Source organism: Pseudohongiella acticola (assembly GCF_001758195.1).
In the GTDB taxonomy this organism is placed as follows: Bacteria; Pseudomonadota; Gammaproteobacteria; order Pseudomonadales; family Pseudohongiellaceae; genus Pseudohongiella; species Pseudohongiella acticola.
Map to the genome: position 1 here is coordinate 1,079,175 of NZ_MASR01000001.1, position 22,318 is coordinate 1,101,492.

The following is a 22,318-nucleotide window of genomic DNA, read 5'->3' on the forward strand; positions in this document are numbered from 1 at the left end:
CTCATTATGAATACCTATCCAAAATTTACCAATGTTGCCTGGATGCTAGTGGTTACTCTGCTTTGGGCCATCTGCTTTCCGTTCATCGTGACCGGGCTACCGGATGCCCCACCCTTGCTGTTTGCTGCTTTGCGTGCTTTTCTGGCCAGTGGAATACTTTTTGCGGTGTACATGGTAAAGCGCGTGCGCGAGCCATATCTTTTTAACCTCCAGGACACTGGCCAGTTGGGCCTCATCGGGTTGTCGTACACGGCGATGGGCTTTGGCGGCATGTTTTTAGGGGCCGGTCATCTGTCTCCAGGGCTGGCAACTGTTCTGGCAAGTACGCAGCCATTGATTGCTGCGGCAATCGCCGCCGCTTGGCTGGGGGAAACTTTGAAGACCAAGGGCATAGCCGGGCTGTTCGTCGGTTTTTTGGGCGTCGCCTTGCTTTCTTGGTCCGGATTTGGCAATAACAATGCCGGTTTTTTGTGGGGAATCATCTGGGTTCTTATGGGCGCTTTTGGAGTGGCCATTGGCAACATCCTGTTAAAAAAGCGTGGCGGGGGATCAATTGCCGCACCCATGGCTGTCCAATTGTTAATAGGCGGCGGAATACTTTTGCTTGCATCTGCGATCAGCGGTGAACAATGGGATATTCGGTGGACATTTCGATTCACCGGTTCCTTGCTCATTCTATCTGCTTTGGCGACAGCCGCCATGGTATTCTTGTGGTTCGGGCTACTGGCTCGTGCGCCTTTGAATCAACTGAACGTTTTCAGCTTCCTGACCCCGGCGCTTGGCCTGCTTATTGGCTATTTGTTCTTTGATGAACGGCTGCAACTCGTCCAGATCTTGGGAATCATTGTGATCATTTTTGGTATTGCCTTAATGCACACTAGCGACGCTGTCCTAGATCCTACCCATAAAGCAGGGCTTTCTTCGCCAATTAAACCACTAGGCTCGTGAATGAATCGACAAAGAAACAATGACTGAAACAACATTTACCCAATAATGAGTACACTTTTTCACCACAATGAAAAGAGGAAACTAGCTATGAACAGTTCGAACGCACCTGGGATCCATTTGCGTATCATCCCGTTAGGCAACACCCTGTCACTTCTGCTGGTAATCAGCTACCTGCTGTGCGTTGGCTTTGGCCTAGTCGCCCCGGGACAGATGCGCATGTATGAGGCGTGGGCACCGTTGCTACCTGGTTTTGAATGGCTTACGTGGACGGGATTTTTAATTGGATTGATAGAAGTCTATCTGTACGGTTGGTATATTGCCGTCTTGTTTGTCCCTTTGTACCTCTGGTCCTCAAAAGACAGACATTGAAATTTTTTGACGCCCATAATGCTTTTTCCTTGTCGTGGTTCCAACGGCATTTGTTCTGGCCAACTAAATCTGGCGCGTGGCAGCAACACGTGAGCTTCAAGACCGGGCGCATTGCTGTTAAAAGTGTAGCTACTTGATCATTTCGAAAAAAGCCTTCAATGAGTAAACCGGAAGGGAATCACCAAACAGAGAAAGGTATGATCAAAAGAGTATTCGGGGACGCAATCGACGGTCCGGAACACAGATACATCCCCCGTTTTCCAGAGCTTCCTCTAGCGGGGTTCGGGTTTCTGACGCATTTCTTATGGGAAATGCTTCAGGTGCCTTGGTATAGCGGAATGGCAGAGGCATCCCACGCTTCGGTGGTTTGGTTATGTACACGCGCCACAGGCGGTGATGTCGTGATTCTTTTAATCAGCTTCTGGCTGGCATCGGTAACCTGCAGTAACCGACAATGGCTGCTCAGAGGCGATCGAAAACCTGCGGTCGTCCTGATTATCACGGCTCTCGTCGTCACTGTCGTCCTAGAATGGCTAGCGATTGGTCCACTGGAACGATGGACGTATGCCGACTCTATGCCAATTATCCCGATGCTTGACGTGGGTTTGACCCCTGTGTTTCAGTGGCTGTTGTTGTCACCGGTGATAATGTGGCTGGCGCGCCGACACATGCTTGGTTACACCGCCCTCTTACCGTGCAAACCAAGCTAATCGCGCGGGATTATTGACCGCAAGACAGGGGGAGAACGAACGCAGCTATGATATGAGATGACCGAGTTCGTCTTTTTAGCGCTCCTTTCATGGTCTGATAGAGGCGGTGATCAGTGTTCGCAGCTCTCCTGCTCTGCGTTTTCCATCTTCTGCTCCGTCATGCCCTGCATTAACTCAATATGATCCCGTCTTTCCTCATTCTCCATACCTATGCGCTCGCCTTTACGCTGTCATCATGCATGCGATGGTCTTGGCTTTGCCCCTGATTCCCCCGTTTGCCGCTGTCCGCCTGGCAAGGTCTCGGCCAGCATCGGCGTCAGGGGCATTATTGAATTAGCCAACAGTGCTTGCAGTAAAATTTCTATTTTGCGGTCTCCATATAAGTAAGTGTTACTGAACTCACTCTCGTGCATACCGCTGGAATTGTGACTATGCAATAAACTGAAACTCTGAATGCTGAGGGAGTTGAGCCACCGACTTTTGTGCGCAACAATGGGGTGATTACGACAAAAGCTGTACAATACCTCTCTGCATCAGTTTCCAGGAGAAGCAGGCTTTGTACTCTATCGATAATTCTTCAGACCGAGCAGAAGCGGAAAGGTTGAACCAGCACTGCATTTGCGTCACACTTGACCAGTCAGCAATCGTTCACAATATTGCCGATCAACTGGGTGACAACGCCGACGAAATCCTCTCCAGCGCTGCTTGGCAGCAATTTTTCTCGAGCACCGCAGTGTTTATCCGTGAGCAGATACTGGAACAAATGAAAGGCATTGTCCATGCTCTGGAAGCTGTGGCCACACTCCCCGACTATCGTCGTCGTGTATTATCGTGGGCACCACAGAGCGCGCAGGTCGACTCGGGACCATCAGGCGCATTTATGGGCTACGATTTCCACTTGGGAGCGGATGGTCCTCGCCTTATTGAAGTAAATACCAATGCCGGTGGCGCATTCCTCAACGCCGTAATGGGACATGCCCAGATTCAATGTTGTGGTGCATCAACACGCATATCAGGCGCGGAGAGCTTTGACTCTGCCGTGGTTGCGCAATTCGACAGTGAATGGCGCGCACAGCGCGGCAGCGGCCGACCCAAAACAATAGCCATAGTGGACGAGCAACCAGCCGAACAGTACCTGTATCCCGAATTCAGACTGGCACAACAGTTGTTGCGGAACAATGGGTTCGATGCATTAATACTGTCTCCCTCAGATCTCCGGTATAAGGATGGCGCACTGTATAGCGGCGACAAACAGATCGATATGGTATATAACCGCCTGGTGGATTTCGGACTGCAAGCTCCTGAGCAGGCGGCCCTGCGCTCGGCATGGCTGGACGGCAGCGCTGTCATCACGCCCAATCCTTTTGTTCATGCGCTTCGCGCAGACAAGCGTAACCTGGCACTGTTATCTGATCGTGATACCTTGCTCGACTGGGGGCTAAGCCGCGAACATTCTGAATTCCTACAGCATGGCGTACCGCGCACCGTGCAAGTGAATGCAACCAACGCCGATGAGCTTTGGCAGCAGCGAAAGCAATTGTTTTTTAAACCGGTGGCAGGTCATGGCAGCAAAGGTGTCTACCGCGGCAGCAAGCTGACCAAAGGTACATTTGCCCGTATTCTTGACAGCGATTATATCGCTCAGGCTTATGTACCTCCTTCGGAACGAGTGGTTTTGGTTGATGGAGAACAGCAGATGCTCAAGGTTGATGTGCGTCTTTACACCTACAAGGGCGCCGTTCTATTGGCTGCAGCGCGGCTCTATCAGGGGCAAACAACCAATTTCCGCACACCGGGGGGTGGTTTCGCCCCGCTGCTGCTGTTAAATTCAGCTGAATAGGCCTTGGCTCTGCTAAGTTCCGAAAACCGTGATTAATTGGGAGTCGTGTTGCCAGAATCAGTAATCACGCTTACAAATCATCCATCCGTCCGAGTTGCCGAACCAGCAGCTTTGTTTCATTCTCCTCCATGTCGAGCAGCAGTTGCATCAGCTCTGCAGCTTCTGGGATCTCTGCCTTGCGCAGCAGAGTGCGGTACAACTCAATGACTTGCTCATGAAAATCGATGACTTCAGCGCTGATCGCATCAGCATCCATTTTCGCGTAGTGATCATCACAATCGAGATGTGTCTTAATCGGATTATGAGGAATGTAATCGTAGACATACGTCTTTGCCGCCTTGGGATCAGCCTGATGTTCAAAGCCAGCCACCATTTTTTCCATGGCAGTTTCACAGGACGCAAGATACTCCAGCAGCATGGCCGTGCGCTCTTCATGGTGCAATTTCGCACAGTGTGACAGGCATTGCGCCAGTTGCGCATGCAATGAGCGGGACCATTCGATCAGATCGAAAAACGTTTTGATTTCCATGCCAGATGTTTCCTTGATAAATATTACGTTACGTTCGCTGATCATTATTAATTCAGCGATTAGATACCAGGTTATTCACTCATCATGTCGCCGGGCTTTCTCCGCCGGCCATTGAGCAAAAGCAAGAAAGTACAACAGAACCAGATTCACCAAGGGTATCAGTATCAAAAATCCTAAAAAACCTGGATACCCTGTACGTTGACATATACGCCACGCCGGGATCACAGCCACAATTGCGATTACCAGCATCCACAGCCAGTGCCCTGCCCACATTGTATTTCCCGCCATTTCATTCCCCATCATGGTGCTATCCTCCATTTCATTTTTCGTTTTTAGTGATGACCTTCATGAGATTCGTCACCCCCGGCATCTCGTGCCTCCGAAGTTCTCTTGAGAAAGATTTGCTCGGCAACTGCAATCACGATCATTGCAACAACTGCAACCCCGATTACGAAGGGGTCCGTGTTCAGCTTAACCCAGACGAAACCACCAAGCGCGAGCAAATCAAGCAGAATCGCCACAACAGGCACCCAAGCATTGGCATTTATATCCTCGCGTAAATAACGCAGCACTCCCCAATGGATGGCAATGTCCATGATCAGGTAAAACACAATACCCAGCGCAGCTATTCGGGACAGATCGAAAAATGCAGTTAAAACCAGCCCCAAAACTACGGTGTAGACCAGTGTGTGTTTCTGTATACTGCCGGGCATACCAAAGTGGCGATGCGGAACAAGCTTCATTTCTGTCAACATCGCTAACATGCGCGACACCGCGAATATACTGGCCAGAATTCCCCCGGCAGTGGCCATCATAGCGATGGCTACCGTGAACCATACGCCATAATCACCCAGCGCTGGCCGCGCGGCGGCGGCAAGCGAATAGTCTCGTGTCTCAATGATCTCGGCAAGCGAGAGGTTGCTGGCAACGGCGAACCCAACCAAGGTATAGATCACTACACAGGCTGCGATGGAAATCACTATGGCACGTCCGACGTTCCGTGTTGGGTCCTTAACTTCCGAGCCACTATTGGTAATCGTGGTGAAGCCTTTGAAAGCCAAAATACCCAGAGCGGTAGCGCCCAGAAAGTTGCCAACAGCGCCTGCCTCTCTTGAGCTCGAGAAATCAACAGCGAGGCTGTCTGCTATCCATACCCCCACTAGCCCAAAAATCAGTATACCGCCGATCTTCAGGATGCCAATAAAAGAGGCGACACCCTGAATCCACCGATTCCCGGACAAATTGACCAAAAATGCTGCAACTATGAGAGACACGCCTAACACGGGAACCATCATGCCAGTGTCGTCACCACCAAAGAGTTGCATGGTATAAGCGCCGAATGTGCGTGCCAGAAAACTTTGCGCAATCACCATTGAAAAGTACATTAACAAAGCATTGAACGCGGTAGGTAGTCGGTTCCCGTATGCCTTGTGCAGGTACATACCAATGCCACCGGCAGACGGATAGGCATTGGATATCTTGATGTAAGAATACGAACTGAAGCTCACGATTACCGCGGCAGCCAGAAATGCCAACGGAAACAATACGCCCGTCATTTGTGCCATCTGCCCTGTCAACGCGAAGATACCTGCACCTATCATGACACCAGTGCCCAGCATCACGATGCCGCCCAACGTTAAACTGTCTTTGGCGTAGCTTGATTTGCGTTCATTTTTGTCGTCGGATACCATGGTCAACGCTCTCCTGTATTAGCGGATTAGCCTGTCGGGCCGGATTCGAGATTTAATTTATGCCTCCTCCCCTTGCGCACGGTGGACGGCATTAAGGTCCAACATTCGTAGTCAAATGGACCGTCATGGCCAGTATCCCCAGCGCCATTACCATTTCCAACCCAATAGAGCGAGCCAGACTTTGTCTGCCAGTGTCTACGTACAGACGAGAGACAAGAAAAAATTTATTTAAAGCGCCCAGCGTCAACAGAGCAACCACAGCAAGTAGTTTAATAAGCATGGCTTGACCATACGGGGTACTGAACAATTGGTCGATTGAGGACAGTAGCTGAGTCAGCAAATACACGCCCGCAGTGAGCAACAAAGCCACTAAATAGATGGCAACCCGACCAAATTTTTCCATGACAGTCTTTAACTTTGCACTCGAAACATCTGCGTTGCACAAAAGCCACAAGGGATACAAAGACCCTATCCACAGAAGAGCGGCTGCAACATGAATCACAATGCTCAGACGGGGAAGAATGCCAAGTTCGGCGATATGCCCCATCATAGTAAACGAAAAAAACAGTGATGCCAGAGCGCTAAGGCCAAACACAACGTACAGGTAGTAGAGCCGAGATCGTTCACGATATTGCCACATTAGCATCGCGGCAATCGCGATCGTAAAACCGGCGAACCTTGTCCCTGTGGCATAGCCGAGTGGTGACTGACCGATGATCACAGCCATTTGAGGATCAAACATGCCACGCAACCCGTTTTGATTGATTGCGCCGAGCTGCGTTAGAAATGTCACCATTGTCGCCACAGCTCCAAGCATTGCCCCAAGGATGATATAGCGACGCATTCGCCCGCTGATGTCGTCTCCGAAATCCCGGCTCAGATAAAGACTGAATGTACCACCAGAAACAGTGCTTGCGCCAACCAGGACAAGCAATTTACTGACCAAGGACCAGATATCCCAGGGGCTCATATCAGTGAGCGTGCCCGTGTTCGGAGTGCCCCATATCGGATGTGTCCTCGCTCTGCATATTTTGCATATGATTGCCGTGCGCAGACATCGCGTCCGACGTCAGGGTGAAATCAGAGCTGCCGTCCATCGTGTGGCCGTCAGCCCCCATAATTGTCCATTCCACCTCGTATTGTCCTTGTTGAAGGTTTGTCAGTGGCACAACAAATTGACGCTTCGTGTCGGCGGTGGGATTAAATCCAATATCTATTGAGTGTTGTCCTGCATGCAAAAGGGCCAGACGCAAAAGTCGAACATCTGCATTAAAGTTTAGTTCCAATGCAGATAGCGGCATATTGATCACGGCACCCTCCGCTGGAACGATTTCGGAGAGCTCTGTATGGGCCCGCAACGCACCCGTTTGCAACAAAATCAAGCTCGACAGTAAAATTGTCAACCGGTTTACTTTTCTCATATTCATTTCCCGATAATGTATTGATTGTTAAAACCAGAACCGAACACCCGCCACCAGGCGAGTGTCACGCACCGGCGCCCCCTCTGCTCTTTGGTAGTCAGCAGTTTTACCATAACTCCCTGTCCACTCGAATCCGAAATAGGGCGCGAATTGACGTGAAAACTCATAACGTAGCCGCATTCCTAAAGCAGAAGTTGAAAGACCGCTTCCCACCCCATTCGATAAATCGTCGTTACCATAAAACGTCAATTCGGCTCGTGACTGCAAAATTAACCGCTGCGTAAACAATAGTTCGTATTCAGCCTCGAAGGTCAGCGCTGAGCGCCCACCTTCCGCAATATATGCCGTTGCATCAAGTTCGAACCAGTATGGTGCGAGTCCTTGGATACCAAATGCCAGCCATTGGCGATCCTCACCCTCATCATTGTTATCGAAACGCACACCCAGTTGTGTGTCGAAATAGGCATTCAGGGCACGCGCCCAAAGCAGGTCTGTCTCACTTTCCTTTAATGTGCCCTCCTCGACTTCGCCTTCTAGTTTGACAACAGCTTTGTTGTAGGTGGACCCATACCAGCCTTGAAGATCAAACACAGCGGTCTTGTTGTCTGGATCATATTCCAACCGGTCGCCCAACACTGACCAGAACTGATGCTCATCGGCCAGTTTCAGTTGCCGTGGACCTGGTCGGGCGTAGGGCCCCTCAGTTAGCGAATAACCATCGGAGTACGCATGGGGGTCTCGCGCGTCCGCAGGTGCTTCCGCTCCTTGCATCTGCATCTGACCGTGGTTCATAACGCCATTATTAGTCGCAGGACTTTCCGAAGAAGCCGTTGCCACCTCTGAGTCCGCATGCCCTGCATGGGCGTCTACCATCGGGTTCAGGTTATGCCCGGCATGTGGGTCATTCGGCTGCGCCCAAAGCGCAACTGGCATGATCAACGAACCAAAAACCATCAAGACTCTACTAGAGCTGCAAATGTTAATTTTATACATCACGATACAACCACCTCCCGGAACATGCCTGCGTCCATGTGAAACAATAAATGGCAGTGCCAGGCCCAACGCCCAAGGTCATGAGGGGTGGTGAGAAAGCTTATTCGTTGTGCCGGCTGCACCGGAATCGTATGACGCCGCACAAGGAAGTCACCCTGGTCGTTCTCCAGGTCGCTCCACATCCCATGCAGGTGCATGGGATGGGTCATCATGGTGTCGTTTTGCAGAATCACCCGAATCCTCTCTCCATGTTTCATTGATATCGGGGTACTCTGGCCGAACTCTAGTCCATCAAAAGACCAACTATACCGTTCCATGTTGCCCGTCAAATGCAACTCGATCTCCCGAGTCGGCAGTCTCTGATCAACTGGTCCGCCGATAGTCTTCAAATCGGCAAGGGTTAACACACGTCGACCATTTTGTCGAAGACCAACGCCCGGGTCGTCTAAATTGGTACGGGGCGTATGGACAAGCATATCTACAGATGGCCCGTATTCGGAACGCGCGTGGTTGACGCTGGACGAGGGTATGGCTAAAGGATTGGAATGCATGACATGCTGACTGTGGTCCATCGACATTTCACCGTGGTCCATGTCCATACCCATGTCATTGTGATTCATGCCGGCGTGATCCATCGAACCCATCATATCGCGCATTGCCAGCCATTCTACGGCATCAAGCGCCGGTGTCGGTGCCGTAAGTCCATGCCGAACTGCGAGTGTGCCTCTGGCGTAGCCGGTACGCTCCATGCTTTGCGAAAAGATCGTATAGGCGTCATTTTCGGGCTCTACCACCACATCATAGGTTTCCCCGGGCCCAAACCGAAACTCATCAACAGAAACTGGTTCGACATTTTGACCGTCGGCCTGGACTACGGTCATTTTCAAGCCAGGAATTCGAATATCATAAAAGCTATTGCCAGCAGCATTGATAAATCGCAATCGAACTCGTTCGCCGGGTGAGAACAGGCCCGTCCAGTTGCCTGCTGGTGTTTGACCATTCATCAGGTAGGTTAAGGTTGAGGCAGATAGATCGCCCAGATCAGTAGGATTCATGCGCATCTGATTCCACATGCGACGCTTGTTGAGAGCACCCGCCAAGCCTAGCGTCGATACGTCGCGCATAAAACCAGGCACAGTAGGCTGATTGAAGTTGTAGACATCGCTTTGGACTTTCAGTTTGCTAAACACCCGCATTGGGTCTTCGTCAGTCCAATCGGACAACTGCACCACATAGTCTCGGTCTGCTCGTATAGTTTCGCCGTCACGAGGCTCTACAATCAAAGCACCGTACATTCCCGTAATTTCCTGAAAACCGCTATGAGAGTGATACCAATATGTTCCGCTTTGCTGAAGCGTGAACCGGTACTCAAAGGTTTCTCCAGGCGCTATGCCGTCAAAACTTATGCCCGGCACTCCATCCATCTGGTAGGGTAAGATGATGCCGTGCCAATGAATGGAAGTCGCTACTGCAAGGTGATTGGTCACACGAATGGTGACTTCCTCACCTTCGCGCAGACGCAATGTCGGCGCCGGTATAGAGCCGTTGATAGTCGTTGCCATACGGACTTCACCGGTAAAGTTCACCGGCGACTCAGCTATCACAAGCTCAATTTGATTGCCGCTGAGCACGGGCGCCGTACCCGTGTGAGTCAACGTCGCGCCTGCCCGGCTGGCAGCCTGCAACACTGCGGGAAAGGCCGCCAGCACGCCACCAGCAGCCAAGCCCTGTACGAACCTTCGCCGGTTTACATTGATTGGGAATGGCAATGGTTGTTCAGACTTTTTCATAGGAGCAGCTCCTTTCGCCGATGCCTTTATCGTCAATACGTTTATAGTGCCGATACAATCCAGTTGAGAGTTGACAAGGGTAGCGAAATCGACCTGTCCAGAGGATGACGTCTACATTACATTGTTGTAATCGTCGTGTAATCTGACTGTCGGATGCAGTAATCTATAGTGGCAAGGCACTAATCAGGAGAGGCACGCTATGCGATTGCTCGTAGTGGAAGACGAAACAAAGACTGGCAACTACATTCGCCAGGGCCTATCTGAGGCTGGCTTTGTCGTTGAGCTAGTTCGCAACGGCCTGGACGGATACCACTTGGCCATGACAGAGTCTTTTGACCTGATTATCCTCGATGTAATGCTCCCGGATGTAGACGGGTGGCGCATCATGCAATCTTACCGAGATGCTGGGCATCAGACCCCTGTGTTGTTCCTTACTGCTCGGGACTCTGTCGATGATCGCGTCAAAGGCCTGGAATTGGGCGCCGACGACTACCTTGTCAAACCCTTTGCATTTGCCGAGTTACTGGCCAGGATACGAACTTTACTCCGCCGACGATCCATGGCTTCACCAGCAGAGCAGATTCAGGTGGCGGACCTGACACTTGATCTGCTCAAACATCGTGTATCACGCGCAGGCAAGAGAATACTCCTGACCCAGAAGGAATTTTCGCTATTGGAACTCCTGGCGCGTCGCCCAGGTGAAGTGCTACCGCGCTCACTCATAGCCTCCCAAGTGTGGGACATGAACTTTGATTCAGACACTAACGTTATCGATGTAGCGATTCGCCGCCTGCGCGCCAAGATCGACGACAATTTTCAGCCTAAATTGATTCATACCGTTCGTGGGATGGGATACAAAATGGACCTGGAATCCAACGATGAAACCCATTAGTCGATACCCACTCCCCCTTGCTGCGCGAGTCATGCTGTTCGTTGGCCTGACCATTGGTCTGAGTTTTATGCTGATTGGCACTCTGGTGCTGAATGCTGTGGAGCATCATTTCTCCGAGCAAGATGCTAGTGAACTTGTAGTAATGTCCAGCGCCGTGACGAATGCACTGGAAAATGCAGGAAATCAGCCCGATCGCCTGCGCGCGGCCCTATCCAATGCCATCTCCGGTCATCATGGTGTGTATTTTCAAGTAAGAAATAACAACGAAGAGATCCTGTACCAAACTGTCGGAGCAGAGTCGGGTTTGGCGCAAGCGGGAAGTATCCTGACACCAACCGATGTGATACAACCTGGCAATTTACAAACCTGGCGCGATGGCACCAAGACGTACAGAGGGGTGCTCAGCCAGCTAGAAGTCTCTGGACAGAACTACACCATCATTAGCGCTATTGACATGAGCTTTCACCTACAGTTTCTGCAAGACTTTCGGCAAAGCTTATTGATTATCATGAGTCTGGCTGGCGTTATAACTTTATTGGCCGCAGGTTATGGTGTACATCAGGCCCATGCCCCACTACGTGGTCTGTCTGCAAAAATGGGCGACATTCAAGCAGACAAACTACACGTGCGACTCGATCCATCCGCAATACCGTCGGAGCTGAAAGATCTGGTGACATCTTTTAACCATATGATCGGTCGTTTGGAGGACAGTTTTACTCGCCTATCGCATTTTTCCGCTGACATTGCTCACGAGCTAAGAACCCCCCTTACCAATCTTATTACTCAGACCCAGGTTGGACTAGGCAAGGCCAGAACACTCGAGAATTATCGCGAACTATTATACTCCAATCTTGAAGAGCAGGAACGGCTAGCCAAAATGGTCAATGATATGCTTTGGCTTGCGAAAAGTGATCATGGCCTGCTCAAACCCGAGCAAGTACCCCTCAACCTGACCAACGAAGTTAATGAACTTTTTGATTTTTTCGAAGCACTGGCAGAAGAGAGAAATATCCGCCTGACCTTGGAGGGCCGCGCACCTATGACCATGGGAGACCGCGCCATGCTGAGACGAGCTATTTCCAACTTGTTGTCCAATGCCATCCGGTACACTCCACCGGGGAAAGAGGTGAAAGTTTTGCTCGACAACGCTTCTCACCACGAAGTGTCGCTTAGTGTACAGAATCCTGGCCCCATGATTCCCGCCGAATACTTGTCCCATTTGTTTGACCGCTTTTATCGAGTTGAACCCTCTCGTGTAAGACAGGGTGAAGGCGCAGGTCTGGGGCTGGCTATTGTCAGATCCATCGTTGAAGCACATGGTGGGCATGTGGAGGCTACTTCTGTCCGGGATAAGACGTCTTTCACATTCTTTTTACCGGTAAAATCCTAAAATTGTTCCTGCCGCTAGGTTGATTCGAATTAATCGCCTCCTATCTGGGCCGCTATCGTCCAGTCTACTTTCTTGCTAGGATTCAAGTTCGAATAGGAGTTGATACTGGATGAGATCGAACAACACTCTTATGCGCCGACCGCGGTAAACCGCAGCTGCAGATGGAGCGGAGGCAAGGATGAGTTCTGACAGCAGTTGGTGGAATCTTCTGCCGTGGGCGGCGGTTTTGTTGGCTTCGCTCTGGACGGCTCACTGGGGCGCGGAGCAGTTTGCGCGCCCGCTCAGGAAGCTGCGCCGGCAGTGGGGTATCTCCGTCGCCGCTGGTGGGGCTCTGGTTGGACTTGCTGCCGCAAGCCCTGAGATCGGCATCAACGCTAGCAGTGCGTGGCGAGGCTCTGCCGATGTCGGGTTTGGCGTTACACTCGGCAGCAACATCCTCGCCATTCCGCTGATGGTAGCGACGGCCTATTTGGCCTCGCGCACCAAGAGACTACCCGGCGATAGCGAGCACCGCGAGCATTTACAGCAGCGGCTGCTCAGAGTCGAGCGTAGCGCCGTGACGGTGCAGGCATTGCCCTACCTTGCCATTATCGGGCTCTTCGCCCTACTAACCGTGCCCGCGCCCTGGCGAGGGCTGCAGCCGCTCGATGCGCTAATTCTTCTCGGTGCCTACGCCGTCTATCTGGCTCAGGCGCTGTTTCGGAAAAAAGTGCGCGGCGAGCGCGTGGAATGGCAAGGCAAGGAGATTGCCTTCGCCATCGGTGGTGTGGCGGCAGTGGCGGGCGGCACCTACTTTGCCGTCATGGCGACCGAGCGCATCGTCGAGACTTTAGGTATTTCAAGGATCATTGGCGGTCTGTTCATTACCTCGCCGGTGGCGATGATGCCGGAGATGGTGGCGACCTGGGCGCTGGTGCGTAGCGGCCAGACCACATCCGGCGTCACTAGCGTGGTAGGCGATCACGCGGTAGTGTTGACGCTGGGGCTAGTGCCATTAGCATTGGTCTCGCTGCCCATCGAGGACATGGGACTCTTTGTTACGAGCCTCGTCTTCATGTTTGCGATGGGCGCATCCTACGGGGGATTCATCCACTTCGGCGCGTCAACGCACGGATTTCTGCGCTGGCAGGTGCTGACGCTTCTCGGTTTGGGTCTTTGTTACGTCGCCGCAGCCATCGCGTGGGCACAATAAGGCTCCGTGGGGATCTAGAGAGCGCAGCAGTAAGGATTGGTGGCGCGCCCTCTCGCCCCGGTGCCGCCAGCCTGCCAGCGGCATCCCAATCGGCAGGCTGGTCGTTGCCGTGACTTGGAGACCGAATGTGCAGAAGTCACGCCCTTGGGGACCGCCGCCGACAGCACATGATCGCGCCACATGTAGAGGATACGGCCATGGCAGGTCCGAGGAGTTTATCCTTCAGTTTGCTTGGACATTTCTAATGACAAATCGGCTTACAGGCAAGGCCGGAGATTCGATGTGTCGGTCTCTAGATCCTGCGTCGGTACGTACCGAATCCGACAGACCAAGGCAACCAATGTGGTGGCGGGTGAGCTAAACTCCAAGCCGAGCAAAATATTGAAATTTAGTATACCAAAGCGTGTAATTTAGCACGAGCAGAAGTCCTCGATTACATTGAAGTGTTTTATAATCGAATCTAGCGCCATAGTCACCTGGACGGTTTATTCCCGGAGGCCTTCTAGGCAACCTCTTCGTGAGGCTTCAAAGTGTCCTAAAAGTGGGGGGAATTCTAAGCCAATATGTTAGATTGTTTCGATCCACTCTATTTGGCTGGAGATTCATAGTGCAAAAAGAACGTGGTAGCTCGTTCACTTCTGGACCGAAAACTGGGCGGAGATATGACAAGCGCATCGCTCAGTGTCTTCACAGTCGCGAAGATGAACTGTCCGTCTGAAGAACGAATTATCCGCCTTTCACTTGCCGGTTTAGCTAGCACGGAGCTTGAAAATCATCCACGATGGGGAGGTGGGGCCCATATACGCCAAACTGGAGGCCCTTGAAATGGGTCCATAGCTTATCGAAACAAGTGTTGCTGACCCAGAAGATCTCGACACAACGGAAGATTCTTCAGACTCTGATGCTCAAGCGGCCAAGAGTCTATATTTGTTGCTCGCAGTAAATGGCTTCATGTTTCTATTCGAGATGACCGCGGGTCTGGTGGCTCAGTCCAACGGCCTAATAGCTGATTCTCTGGATACGTTTGCCGATGCAGCTGTATACGGTCTTGCTCTCTATGCTGTCCGTCGCAGCCTGCGCCTATAGTTGCGCGCTGCGCATCTCGCGGGTTTGCTCCAGCTGCTACTGGCTGTTGGCGTGTTGGTAGAGGTCGTGCGGCGCTCGGTACATTCTGATGCTCAAAGAATGACCGGTCTCTTTTTCCTACACTGATCACGCTTCAATTCTCCCGGACATCGGTTATTACGAAGCCGCGTCGAGGCAGCGCAGGTAACCGCGACCAGTCGATACGCAAATCCTGTTCAGGCACGTGATAGCGAATACGGCGTGTGAGAATATCCACCGCCTGTTTCATGAGCGCGACAGTAAACCATTCCCCTGGGCAGCGATGGTCGGAGTGGTGATCCCCGCCGCCTTGCGGCAGGAAATTGAAAGAACTCCCAGCCCATTGCCGGAATCGTTCGGGCTCGAACTGCTCTGGCCTCTCCCAGGTTCGAGGGTCGTGGTTGGTCCCGTAGAGGTCAAGGAACACTCGTTGACCTTCCGGAAATCGATAGCCATTCCACTTGAACGCTTTCCGCGTCCTCGCCGCCACGGCTGGGAAGAAGGGGTAGTACCTGCGCACCTCCTGGACGAAGCGGTCTCGGTAGCCGTCACCCCCTGCAGAAAGTCTCTCCCGTAAATCGGGCCGTGTGTGCAGAACGTGAGCGACAAAGACGATATAGACGGAGACCGCGACCGTTGGTCTGATCACGTTGATCAACTCGACAGCGGCAATGTGCGGGGGCAGGAGTTTGCCGTCCAGGTCCCGATGCCACGCAACCGAGTGGGCAGCGGATCGTTCTGGTGGCTGAATACAGCCACCCCAGATCTGCTCGATGACATCTTCCATCCAGTGATTGACCCGCTTTCGCGCCCACCGGGACCGTAAATGCCTGAAGCCCACGGTTCCCGCACGGTCAAACAATGCGGCAGTATCTCTGGTTCGAGCATCGATCTTCAACTCGGCCAGCGGAAGTCCTGCCCAGGCGCACCCGGCACGCATCAAAATCTCGTGAAGTTCGGAATAGAGCACGATCTTCTGCATTGATGCCCATCTCTAGGTACCAAGTCGCCATTCCCCGGCGCTGGTCTGCAGCAGATGCTCGATGCGTTCATGTGTCATCAGCGTCATGAATAGCTGTTTGCGGTGCCGGTGCGCGTCGTCATCGAGGCCCTGCACACCACCTTGTCCGAGCAGTGTCTTTTGAATCGCCTTAGGCATCGCACCGTGGCGCACGAAGCGGCTCGAATCGTAGAACAGTCTTGCTGCCTCTGGGCCTGTCATACAGATCACCTGACGAAGCCCAAGTCGCGTTTCAAATAAATCGGCCTCAAGGTACCTGCATTGCTTGGAGATAAATCTGTATGGGTCCCTGACCAACGCCAACGTGCTGTCGAATCTCGGACCCCGCGGAATTTTTGACATATGCTCTATTCCTCGACAGATAAGGAGCATTAATCAACCGACTTCCCGTAGTTTGCTCCGGTTAGCCGCGACCGCTTTTCTGAAAACATTGTGCCAATCCGAAAGCGGACAAGTGGGCGCGCTACTTCAGTGAGGGCGATCGTCTGGCCGAGCCCCGCTGATACGAATACTAACACTACAAACCCGTCCGTGAAACTCAGAACGGAACAGTGCGAGTCGTCACTCCCGTGCACCTCAGTGATCGTATCATATACCGCGGCGGCGGTCAGCAGCCCGGCAGTAAAGGACAAAGTGGCCAATTGGAGAAGGCTACTCTGACTCCTGATCAGATAGTACGGAATCAGCGTCGCCCCAACGGCCGGCCCCCAAAAGCAGCGGATAACAGCAACCTCCTAGACCTAGTCAGGCGTTTGTCTTTCATGTTGGCGACGATGGAACAGTCCTCCGGGAAGTCAGGAAGCGCTTTTCCCAACACCAACGACCTGTAGCATTCTGTTACGCACGGCTTTCGATGGGGCGGAAAATCCGCCCCGCTAATCCTCCGCTGAAATTGCTTAACGCGGGTAACAGCGCCAGTATTATGACTGACTGTCCAGATCTGGTCCATTTGACTCACGTGAAAGTTCAGTTAGCGGCTAATGCGTTTTTACGTCCATGAACAATCCGATATAACGCCGGCAACACCAGCAAGGTCAATAGTGTCGAGGAAATTATCCCTCCAATGACAACCGTTGCCAATGGCCGCTGTACTTCAGCGCCGATGCCAGTGTTCAGTGCCATCGGCACAAAGCCGAGGCTGGCAACGAGTGCCGTCATCAGTACCGGGCGCAGCCGTATCAACGCTCCTTCGATGATGGATGCGATCAGGTCGCCCTTTTCCTCAACCAGATCACGGATGAACGTCAGCATCACCAGACCGTTAAGCACCGCGACGCCGGACAGGGCAATGAATCCGACCCCTGCTGAAATAGACAGCGGCATGTCCCGTAGCCACAACGCCAGCACACCGCCAGTCAAGGCCAGGGGAACACCGGTGAAGATGATCAATGCATCCCTGAAAGATCCCAATGCCATCACCAGCAGACCCAGGACCATGAGCAGCGTCAGTGGGACGATTATTAACAACCTCTGGCTCGCGGACTCCAGCTGCTCGAAGGATCCTCCATACTCCAGCCAGTATCCCGCCGGCAGGTCGACCTGTTCCAGTACCTGCTGTTCGACTTCCGCCACGAATGAGCCTAGATCGCGGTCCCGTACATTCGCACTGACGACGATGCTGCGCTTGCCGCTCTCGCGGCTGATCTGGTTGGGTGCCGGTGCGATCTCCAGTATGGCAAGCTCTGCCAAGGGAACATAGCCACCGCCTGGCAGTGGCACCGGCAGCTCGCCCATGCTGTTGATGTCATTGCGCAAGGCCTCGGGCAGACGCACTACCAACTCGAACCGGCGATCCCCTTCAAAGATCACGCCAGCCGACTCACCTCCCATCGCCATGGAGACATAATCCTGCACATCGGATACATTCAGGTCATAGCGGGCGATTGCCATGCGTTTGGGGTGGATCGACAGCATGGGTAACCCGGTCACCTGCTCAACCCGGGCATCAGCCGCGCCGGAGATTGTCGTGACAACCTCCAGGATGCTTTGGGCCGAGGTCAACAGCTGATCCAGATCGTCACCAAAGATCTTGATAGCGAGGTCCGCACGCACGCCGGAAATCAGTTCGTTAAACCGCATCTCGATGGGTTGAGTGAACTCGTAGTTGTTGCCCGGCAATTGTTCTAGCGCCTCTTGGATTTCGACAAGCAACTCTTCTTTGGTTTGATCCGGATCAGGCCATTCCTCCGTGGGCTTGAGAATCACGAAGGTGTCTGCGATGCTGGGCGGCATTGGGTCGGTCGCGACTTCCGGGGTGCCGATTCGCGCGAAAACTCTATCAACCTGAGGAAATTCTGCTATACGGGTCTCAAGCATTTCCTGCATGGCAACGGATTGATCGAGTCCGGTGCCGGTTGTGCGCAATGCCTGCACGGCGAAATCCCCCTCGTTCAGCTGAGGAACGAACTCTGAACCGAGCGTCGTGGCAAGCCACGCTGACACGGCAACCAGAATCGTTGCACAGACGACAACCAGCCAACGCAATTTCAAGGCTCCGACGAGCAGGGGCTTGTAGAGTACCTTTGCTCCCGTGACAACCGGGCTCTCCTTCTCGCGAATTCTGCCTCCCATGAAGACCGCGATCGCAGCAGGCACGACCGTGACAGACAGAACCAGCGCGGACAGCAATGCCATCACGACCGTCGCTGCCATCGGTTGGAACATCTTTCCCTCCACTCCTGTCAGCGTGAACAACGGAATGTATACGATGGTAATAATGAATACACCAAACAGGCTGGGGCGGATGACTTCGTTCGTGGCTGAAAAAACGATGTCCAGTCGTTCGCGCAACGGCAACCTTGCTCCTGAGGCTGGCTGAGCCAATGAAAGGCGCCTGATGCAATTCTCTACAATAATCACGGCACCATCCACAATCAGCCCAAAGTCCAGTGCGCCAAGGCTCATGAGATTGGCGGAAACGCCGGTGCGCACCATCCCGGTCAGTGTGGCCAGCATGGCCAGGGGTATCACAGCCGCCGTGATCAGTGCGGCCCGCATATTGCCAAGCAACAGGAACAGCACCACAATAACCAGCAGCGCACCTTCGAGCAGATTTTTCTCAACAGTGGCAATGGCCTTGTCCACCAGGGTGGTCCGGTTGTAGACCGCTTCGGCGACAATTCCATCGGGTAGAGACTGCTGAACAATTTCTAGGCGTTCTGCAACGGCGCGTGCAACAGTCCGGGGGTTTTCGCCCATCAGCATCATTGCCGTCCCCAGCACGGTTTCCTGACCATTCAGGGTTGCTGCTCCCGTGCGTAGCTGGCGGCCAATTGCAACTTCGGCAATGTCACGGATCTGAACCGGCGCTCCGGCGCGGTTAGCAATGACCACCTGCTCGATATCCGCAATTGTTTTCAACTGCCCTGGCGAACGAATCAGCAACTGCTGACCATTGCGCTCGACGTATCCGGCTCCACGATTGTCATTGTTCGTGCGAAGCGCTGCAGCAATATCTTCCATGCCCAGATCAAAGGCCAGCAGTTTTTCTGGCCAAGGTGTCACGTGGTATTGTTTGTTGTAGCCTCCAATGCTATTGACCTCCGTAACCCCATTAACGAGCGCTAACTGGGGCTTGATGATCCAGTCCTGAATTTCGCGCAGTGCTGTCGGGTCGTAGGGTTCGCCATTCGCCTGAACTGCGCCGGGCAATGCTGATATTGTGTACATAAAGATTTCGCCGAGCCCCGTGGCAATTGGACCCATTTCAGGCTCAAGTCCTGGTGGCAGCGTGCTCTTAATCGTGCCCAGCCGTGCATTGACCAAATTGCGGGCGAAGTACAGGTCTGTGCCTTCCTCGAAGACAGCCGTAACCTGAGAAAGGCCATAACGCGAAATCGAGCGCGTGTACTCCAGATTGGGCAAGCCCGCCAAGGCCGTTTCCACGGGATAGGTGATCCGTTGCTCCGACTCCAGTGGCGAGTAGCCAGGAGCATTGGTATTGATCTGTACCTGGACATTTGTAATGTCGGGAACGGCATCAATTGGAAGTTGCTGGAAGCTCCAGATTCCCGCTCCGATCAGAACTAGGACAAGAGACAACATAAGCCAACGCCGCTCAATTGAGAGGCGTAATATTGAAGAAATCATTTTTGTCTCCTGATCAGTCGTCGTCTTCGACGCTGGATTTTTCCAGGTCGGCTTTGATGAGATAGCTGTTCTCTACAACATATTGATCGCCGGGCTCGAGGCCGCTTAGAATTTCCGTGAGCGCATCGTCCTGGCGCCCTATTTGCACCGGTCGGGGTTCATAAATATCACCCTCCTGAACGAAGACCACCAGGGCATTTTCGAACGTCTGAATGGCGCGATTGTCGACGGCAAGCGCGACGTCTGCTTGACCGATAACTACGTCCGCCTGCACGAGCAGGCCTGGACTCCATAGCCCGTCACGGTTATCCAACGGCACCCGGGCGACGACCGCCGGCGATTCGCTGGTGCCCGGTAAAATGTGAGCTATGCTGCTGCGAAACGCTTGCGCGGTCGTTCGCAGAATGACTTCCTGTCCCACGTTGATACGTGCCGCATCGAGCGGAAAGACTGCCAGTTCTGCCCATAGGTGATCATAATTAGCGAGGGTCAGCAGCGGTTCGTCGCCCGTTGTCTCCCCCGGATTCGCGTTGCGGGAAATCACGATTCCATCTATCGGCGCCCGTATAACGTAATCATTCAGACTCTCACTGGACTCGATTCCCGCGATGGCATCGCCAGCCGCGACCAAGTCACCGATGCCGGGCTCAATACTGACGACTAGGCCAGGAAAGCGGGCGCGGATGTGACTGATACCCCGAGGGTCGACGACAGTCCTTCCATACACTGTGATGGCGTTCCGTATGACCCCTGCACCGGCGGCTGCCGTCGTAATGCCAGCCTGTTGTGCCATGGCGGAATCAATAATCACGCTCTCGGCATGCCCTTGCTCCTCTTCTTCATGCTCCTCTTCTGCTTCAGCAGCCAGCAATTCAGATGAGTGTAAAGAGAGTGACATAAACATTAAAAGCGCAGCGAGTAGCTGCTTCCATCGGCAATGCAGTTTCATAATTTAATCCTGTTAGTTGGTATGCTCAGCAAGAGGAGAAAGTAAAGGCTCAGCCGTTAATTGCTCGACGTCCGCGCCATAGCGCAAAGCGGCGGCCGCTGCATCGATAAGGGTCTCGCGCGCGCCAATGAGTTCCTGGCTGGCAGTCATCCACTCCAGGTAGCTATATCGCCCGCTCTCATAGGCGGCTCGTATCCCAGACAGCGCCTCTGTCAGCAAGGGAATCGTGCGGCTTTGTAGTGTATCAATGGTGGTGAGTGCCTGCTGCCGGTTCTGGAAGGCATTGAAGAGCTGAGTATGCATCCTGACCAATACAGCTTCGCGTCGTATCTCTACCTCATCGCGCGCTGCCATCGCCGAACGTATGGCACCCTGATTGCGCTCTGCACTAAACAGCGGAATGCTGAAGCCTGCAACCAGGCCGACGTCGCCAGTCTCCTGAAGCCGTCTGGCACCCACAGACCAACGCAGATCAGCCGCTGACTGCGTGCTGGCGAGACGTAGCTCCGCCTCGCGCAGGCGCTTTTCACTGGCAAATACCTGAATGAACGGGTTCTGCTGGACTCGCGCAAAGAGGTCCTCAAAGCCCACCGTTTGCTCGATCTGATAAAGATCTCCGGTCACGGACGCAAAGTTGGGATTTGTTTCACCCCACATGGCTGCCAAAGCAACCTGAGCATAGAGAAGCTGATTCTGCTCGGCAGACACAAGGAGTTCGGCCTGTGACAGCGCGGCTCGAGCCCGTAGAACCTCCGCATCGGGCGTGGCTCCGACCGCTGCGCGATCCTGCACAATCTGCAGTGTTTGGCGAGCGAGGCTTTCTGCATCCAGCGCCAATGCAAGTCGTTCCTGTGCCGCCAGCGTGTCGATGTATCGACGTGTAACCTCGCCCAACAGATCCAGCGCCTCAACCTGACGTTCTGCGTCCAACTGGCCCCGTCTGGCGCCGATGGAGGCAACTCTCGCTACACGCTTATCGCCAAGCTCAAGCACGGAGGAAAGAGAAACCGTCAGCTCGGCACCATCAATGCCTCTGAAATCGCCAGTGCCACCGATGTTCTCGATATCGGCACCAACTTCGAGCGGCGGGTTGAGAGATGCGGTTTCAAGCTGTCCCTGAAGCGCCTCATCGCGGAAGTCGAAGGCCTGCAACTGAGGATTCTGGGCTAGAGTACGCTTTACGGCTGATTCAAGAGTGAGTGTGCCATCAGTCGTGGCGGTAAGCGCTCCGTGGCTAAATATTAAAGCAATGCTAATGAGGAGTGGCCGCGACCGGATAGCGAGCCATGTCGCCAACTCGATAGCCGACGCCTTATAAAAGAAATTCATTGTAAAATCCTGCGTAAAGATTTATGCAACACGAGCCGAGCGCACTCAGCTCGCCATTGAA

General features: G+C 53.2%; 19 protein-coding genes. 7 read left to right on the forward strand and 12 right to left on the reverse strand.

Annotation, left to right across the window (positions count from 1 at the left end; genetic code table 11):
* Positions 1-6: 6 nt before the first annotated feature.
* The 3 genes from PHACT_RS04445 (at position 7) to PHACT_RS04460 (ending at position 3,867) form a co-directional block, all read left to right on the forward strand.
* Complete coding sequence (locus PHACT_RS04445; protein ID WP_068812481.1) at positions 7-948, forward strand: DMT family transporter; 942 nt, start codon at positions 7-9, stop codon at positions 946-948.
* An 87-nt stretch (positions 949-1,035) separates the two neighbouring features.
* On the forward strand, positions 1,036-1,317 hold the full coding sequence (locus PHACT_RS04450) for a DUF5676 family membrane protein (protein ID WP_068812467.1): 282 nt from the start codon (positions 1,036-1,038) through the stop codon (positions 1,315-1,317).
* Between the two features lie 1,311 nt (positions 1,318-2,628).
* On the forward strand, positions 2,629-3,867 hold the full coding sequence (locus PHACT_RS04460; protein ID WP_245730580.1) for an ATP-grasp domain-containing protein: 1,239 nt from the start codon (positions 2,629-2,631) through the stop codon (positions 3,865-3,867).
* A gap of 70 nt (positions 3,868-3,937) precedes the next feature.
* On the opposite strand, the gene PHACT_RS04465 is transcribed toward PHACT_RS04460, so the two are convergent.
* From PHACT_RS04465 to PHACT_RS04495, 7 genes are all read right to left on the reverse strand, one after another.
* A complete protein-coding gene (locus PHACT_RS04465; protein WP_068812731.1) occupies positions 3,938-4,396 on the reverse strand; it encodes an ATPase in 459 nt (152 codons plus the stop codon).
* Positions 4,397-4,471: 75 nt separating this feature from the next.
* On the reverse strand, positions 4,472-4,699 hold the full coding sequence (locus PHACT_RS16460) for a hypothetical protein (RefSeq protein WP_070118150.1): 228 nt from the start codon (positions 4,697-4,699) through the stop codon (positions 4,472-4,474).
* Between the two features lie 29 nt (positions 4,700-4,728).
* Positions 4,729-6,015 (reverse strand): APC family permease, encoded by a 1,287-nt coding sequence (locus tag PHACT_RS04475; protein WP_070118151.1) that lies wholly within the window; start codon positions 6,013-6,015, stop codon positions 4,729-4,731.
* Between the two features lie 163 nt (positions 6,016-6,178).
* Positions 6,179-7,033, reverse strand: coding sequence for a copper resistance D family protein (locus tag PHACT_RS04480; protein WP_211284381.1), 855 nt, complete (start codon positions 7,031-7,033; stop codon positions 6,179-6,181).
* A gap of 25 nt (positions 7,034-7,058) precedes the next feature.
* Positions 7,059-7,508 carry a copper resistance CopC family protein gene (locus PHACT_RS04485; protein WP_070116100.1) on the reverse strand — a complete coding sequence of 150 codons (450 nt, stop codon included), beginning with the start codon at positions 7,506-7,508 and terminating at the stop codon, positions 7,059-7,061.
* A 27-nt stretch (positions 7,509-7,535) separates the two neighbouring features.
* Complete coding sequence (locus PHACT_RS04490) at positions 7,536-8,501, reverse strand: copper resistance protein B (protein WP_139141543.1); 966 nt, start codon at positions 8,499-8,501, stop codon at positions 7,536-7,538.
* Positions 8,501-10,291, reverse strand: coding sequence for a copper resistance system multicopper oxidase (locus tag PHACT_RS04495; RefSeq protein WP_070116101.1), 1,791 nt, complete (start codon positions 10,289-10,291; stop codon positions 8,501-8,503). The genes PHACT_RS04490 and PHACT_RS04495 overlap by 1 nt, the downstream gene beginning before the upstream one ends.
* Before the next feature lie 199 nt (positions 10,292-10,490).
* Here PHACT_RS04495 and PHACT_RS04500 point away from each other — a divergent pair, with 199 nt between their 5' ends.
* The 4 genes from PHACT_RS04500 to PHACT_RS16465 all read left to right on the forward strand — a co-directional run bounded on the left by PHACT_RS04500 (position 10,491) and on the right by PHACT_RS16465 (position 14,851).
* The gene (locus PHACT_RS04500) at positions 10,491-11,183 is read left to right on the forward strand and encodes a heavy metal response regulator transcription factor (RefSeq protein WP_068812461.1); all 693 of its coding nucleotides are present in this window, start codon (positions 10,491-10,493) and stop codon (positions 11,181-11,183) included.
* Positions 11,170-12,573 (forward strand): heavy metal sensor histidine kinase, encoded by a 1,404-nt coding sequence (locus PHACT_RS04505; protein ID WP_083264342.1) that lies wholly within the window; start codon positions 11,170-11,172, stop codon positions 12,571-12,573. Before PHACT_RS04500 ends, PHACT_RS04505 begins: the two co-directional genes overlap by 14 nt.
* 178 nt (positions 12,574-12,751) lie before the next feature.
* Positions 12,752-13,765 (forward strand): sodium:calcium antiporter, encoded by a 1,014-nt coding sequence (locus PHACT_RS04510; RefSeq protein WP_070116102.1) that lies wholly within the window; start codon positions 12,752-12,754, stop codon positions 13,763-13,765.
* Between the two features lie 966 nt (positions 13,766-14,731).
* A complete protein-coding gene (locus tag PHACT_RS16465; RefSeq protein ID WP_245730763.1) occupies positions 14,732-14,851 on the forward strand; it encodes a hypothetical protein in 120 nt (39 codons plus the stop codon).
* A gap of 133 nt (positions 14,852-14,984) precedes the next feature.
* On the opposite strand, the gene PHACT_RS04515 is transcribed toward PHACT_RS16465, so the two are convergent.
* From PHACT_RS04515 to PHACT_RS04535, 5 genes are all read right to left on the reverse strand, one after another.
* Complete coding sequence (locus tag PHACT_RS04515) at positions 14,985-15,851, reverse strand: cytochrome P450 (protein WP_317622244.1); 867 nt, start codon at positions 15,849-15,851, stop codon at positions 14,985-14,987.
* A gap of 12 nt (positions 15,852-15,863) precedes the next feature.
* Complete coding sequence (locus PHACT_RS16655; protein ID WP_317622245.1) at positions 15,864-16,091, reverse strand: hypothetical protein; 228 nt, start codon at positions 16,089-16,091, stop codon at positions 15,864-15,866.
* A gap of 765 nt (positions 16,092-16,856) precedes the next feature.
* A complete protein-coding gene (locus PHACT_RS04525) occupies positions 16,857-19,979 on the reverse strand; it encodes an efflux RND transporter permease subunit (protein WP_070116104.1) in 3,123 nt (1,040 codons plus the stop codon).
* 13 nt (positions 19,980-19,992) lie between these two features.
* A complete protein-coding gene (locus PHACT_RS04530; protein WP_070116105.1) occupies positions 19,993-20,928 on the reverse strand; it encodes an efflux RND transporter periplasmic adaptor subunit in 936 nt (311 codons plus the stop codon).
* Between the two features lie 12 nt (positions 20,929-20,940).
* Positions 20,941-22,257: a TolC family protein gene (locus PHACT_RS04535; RefSeq protein WP_070116106.1), complete on the reverse strand. Its 1,317-nt coding sequence runs from the start codon at positions 22,255-22,257 to the stop codon at positions 20,941-20,943.
* Between the last annotated feature and the right edge of the window lie 61 nt (positions 22,258-22,318).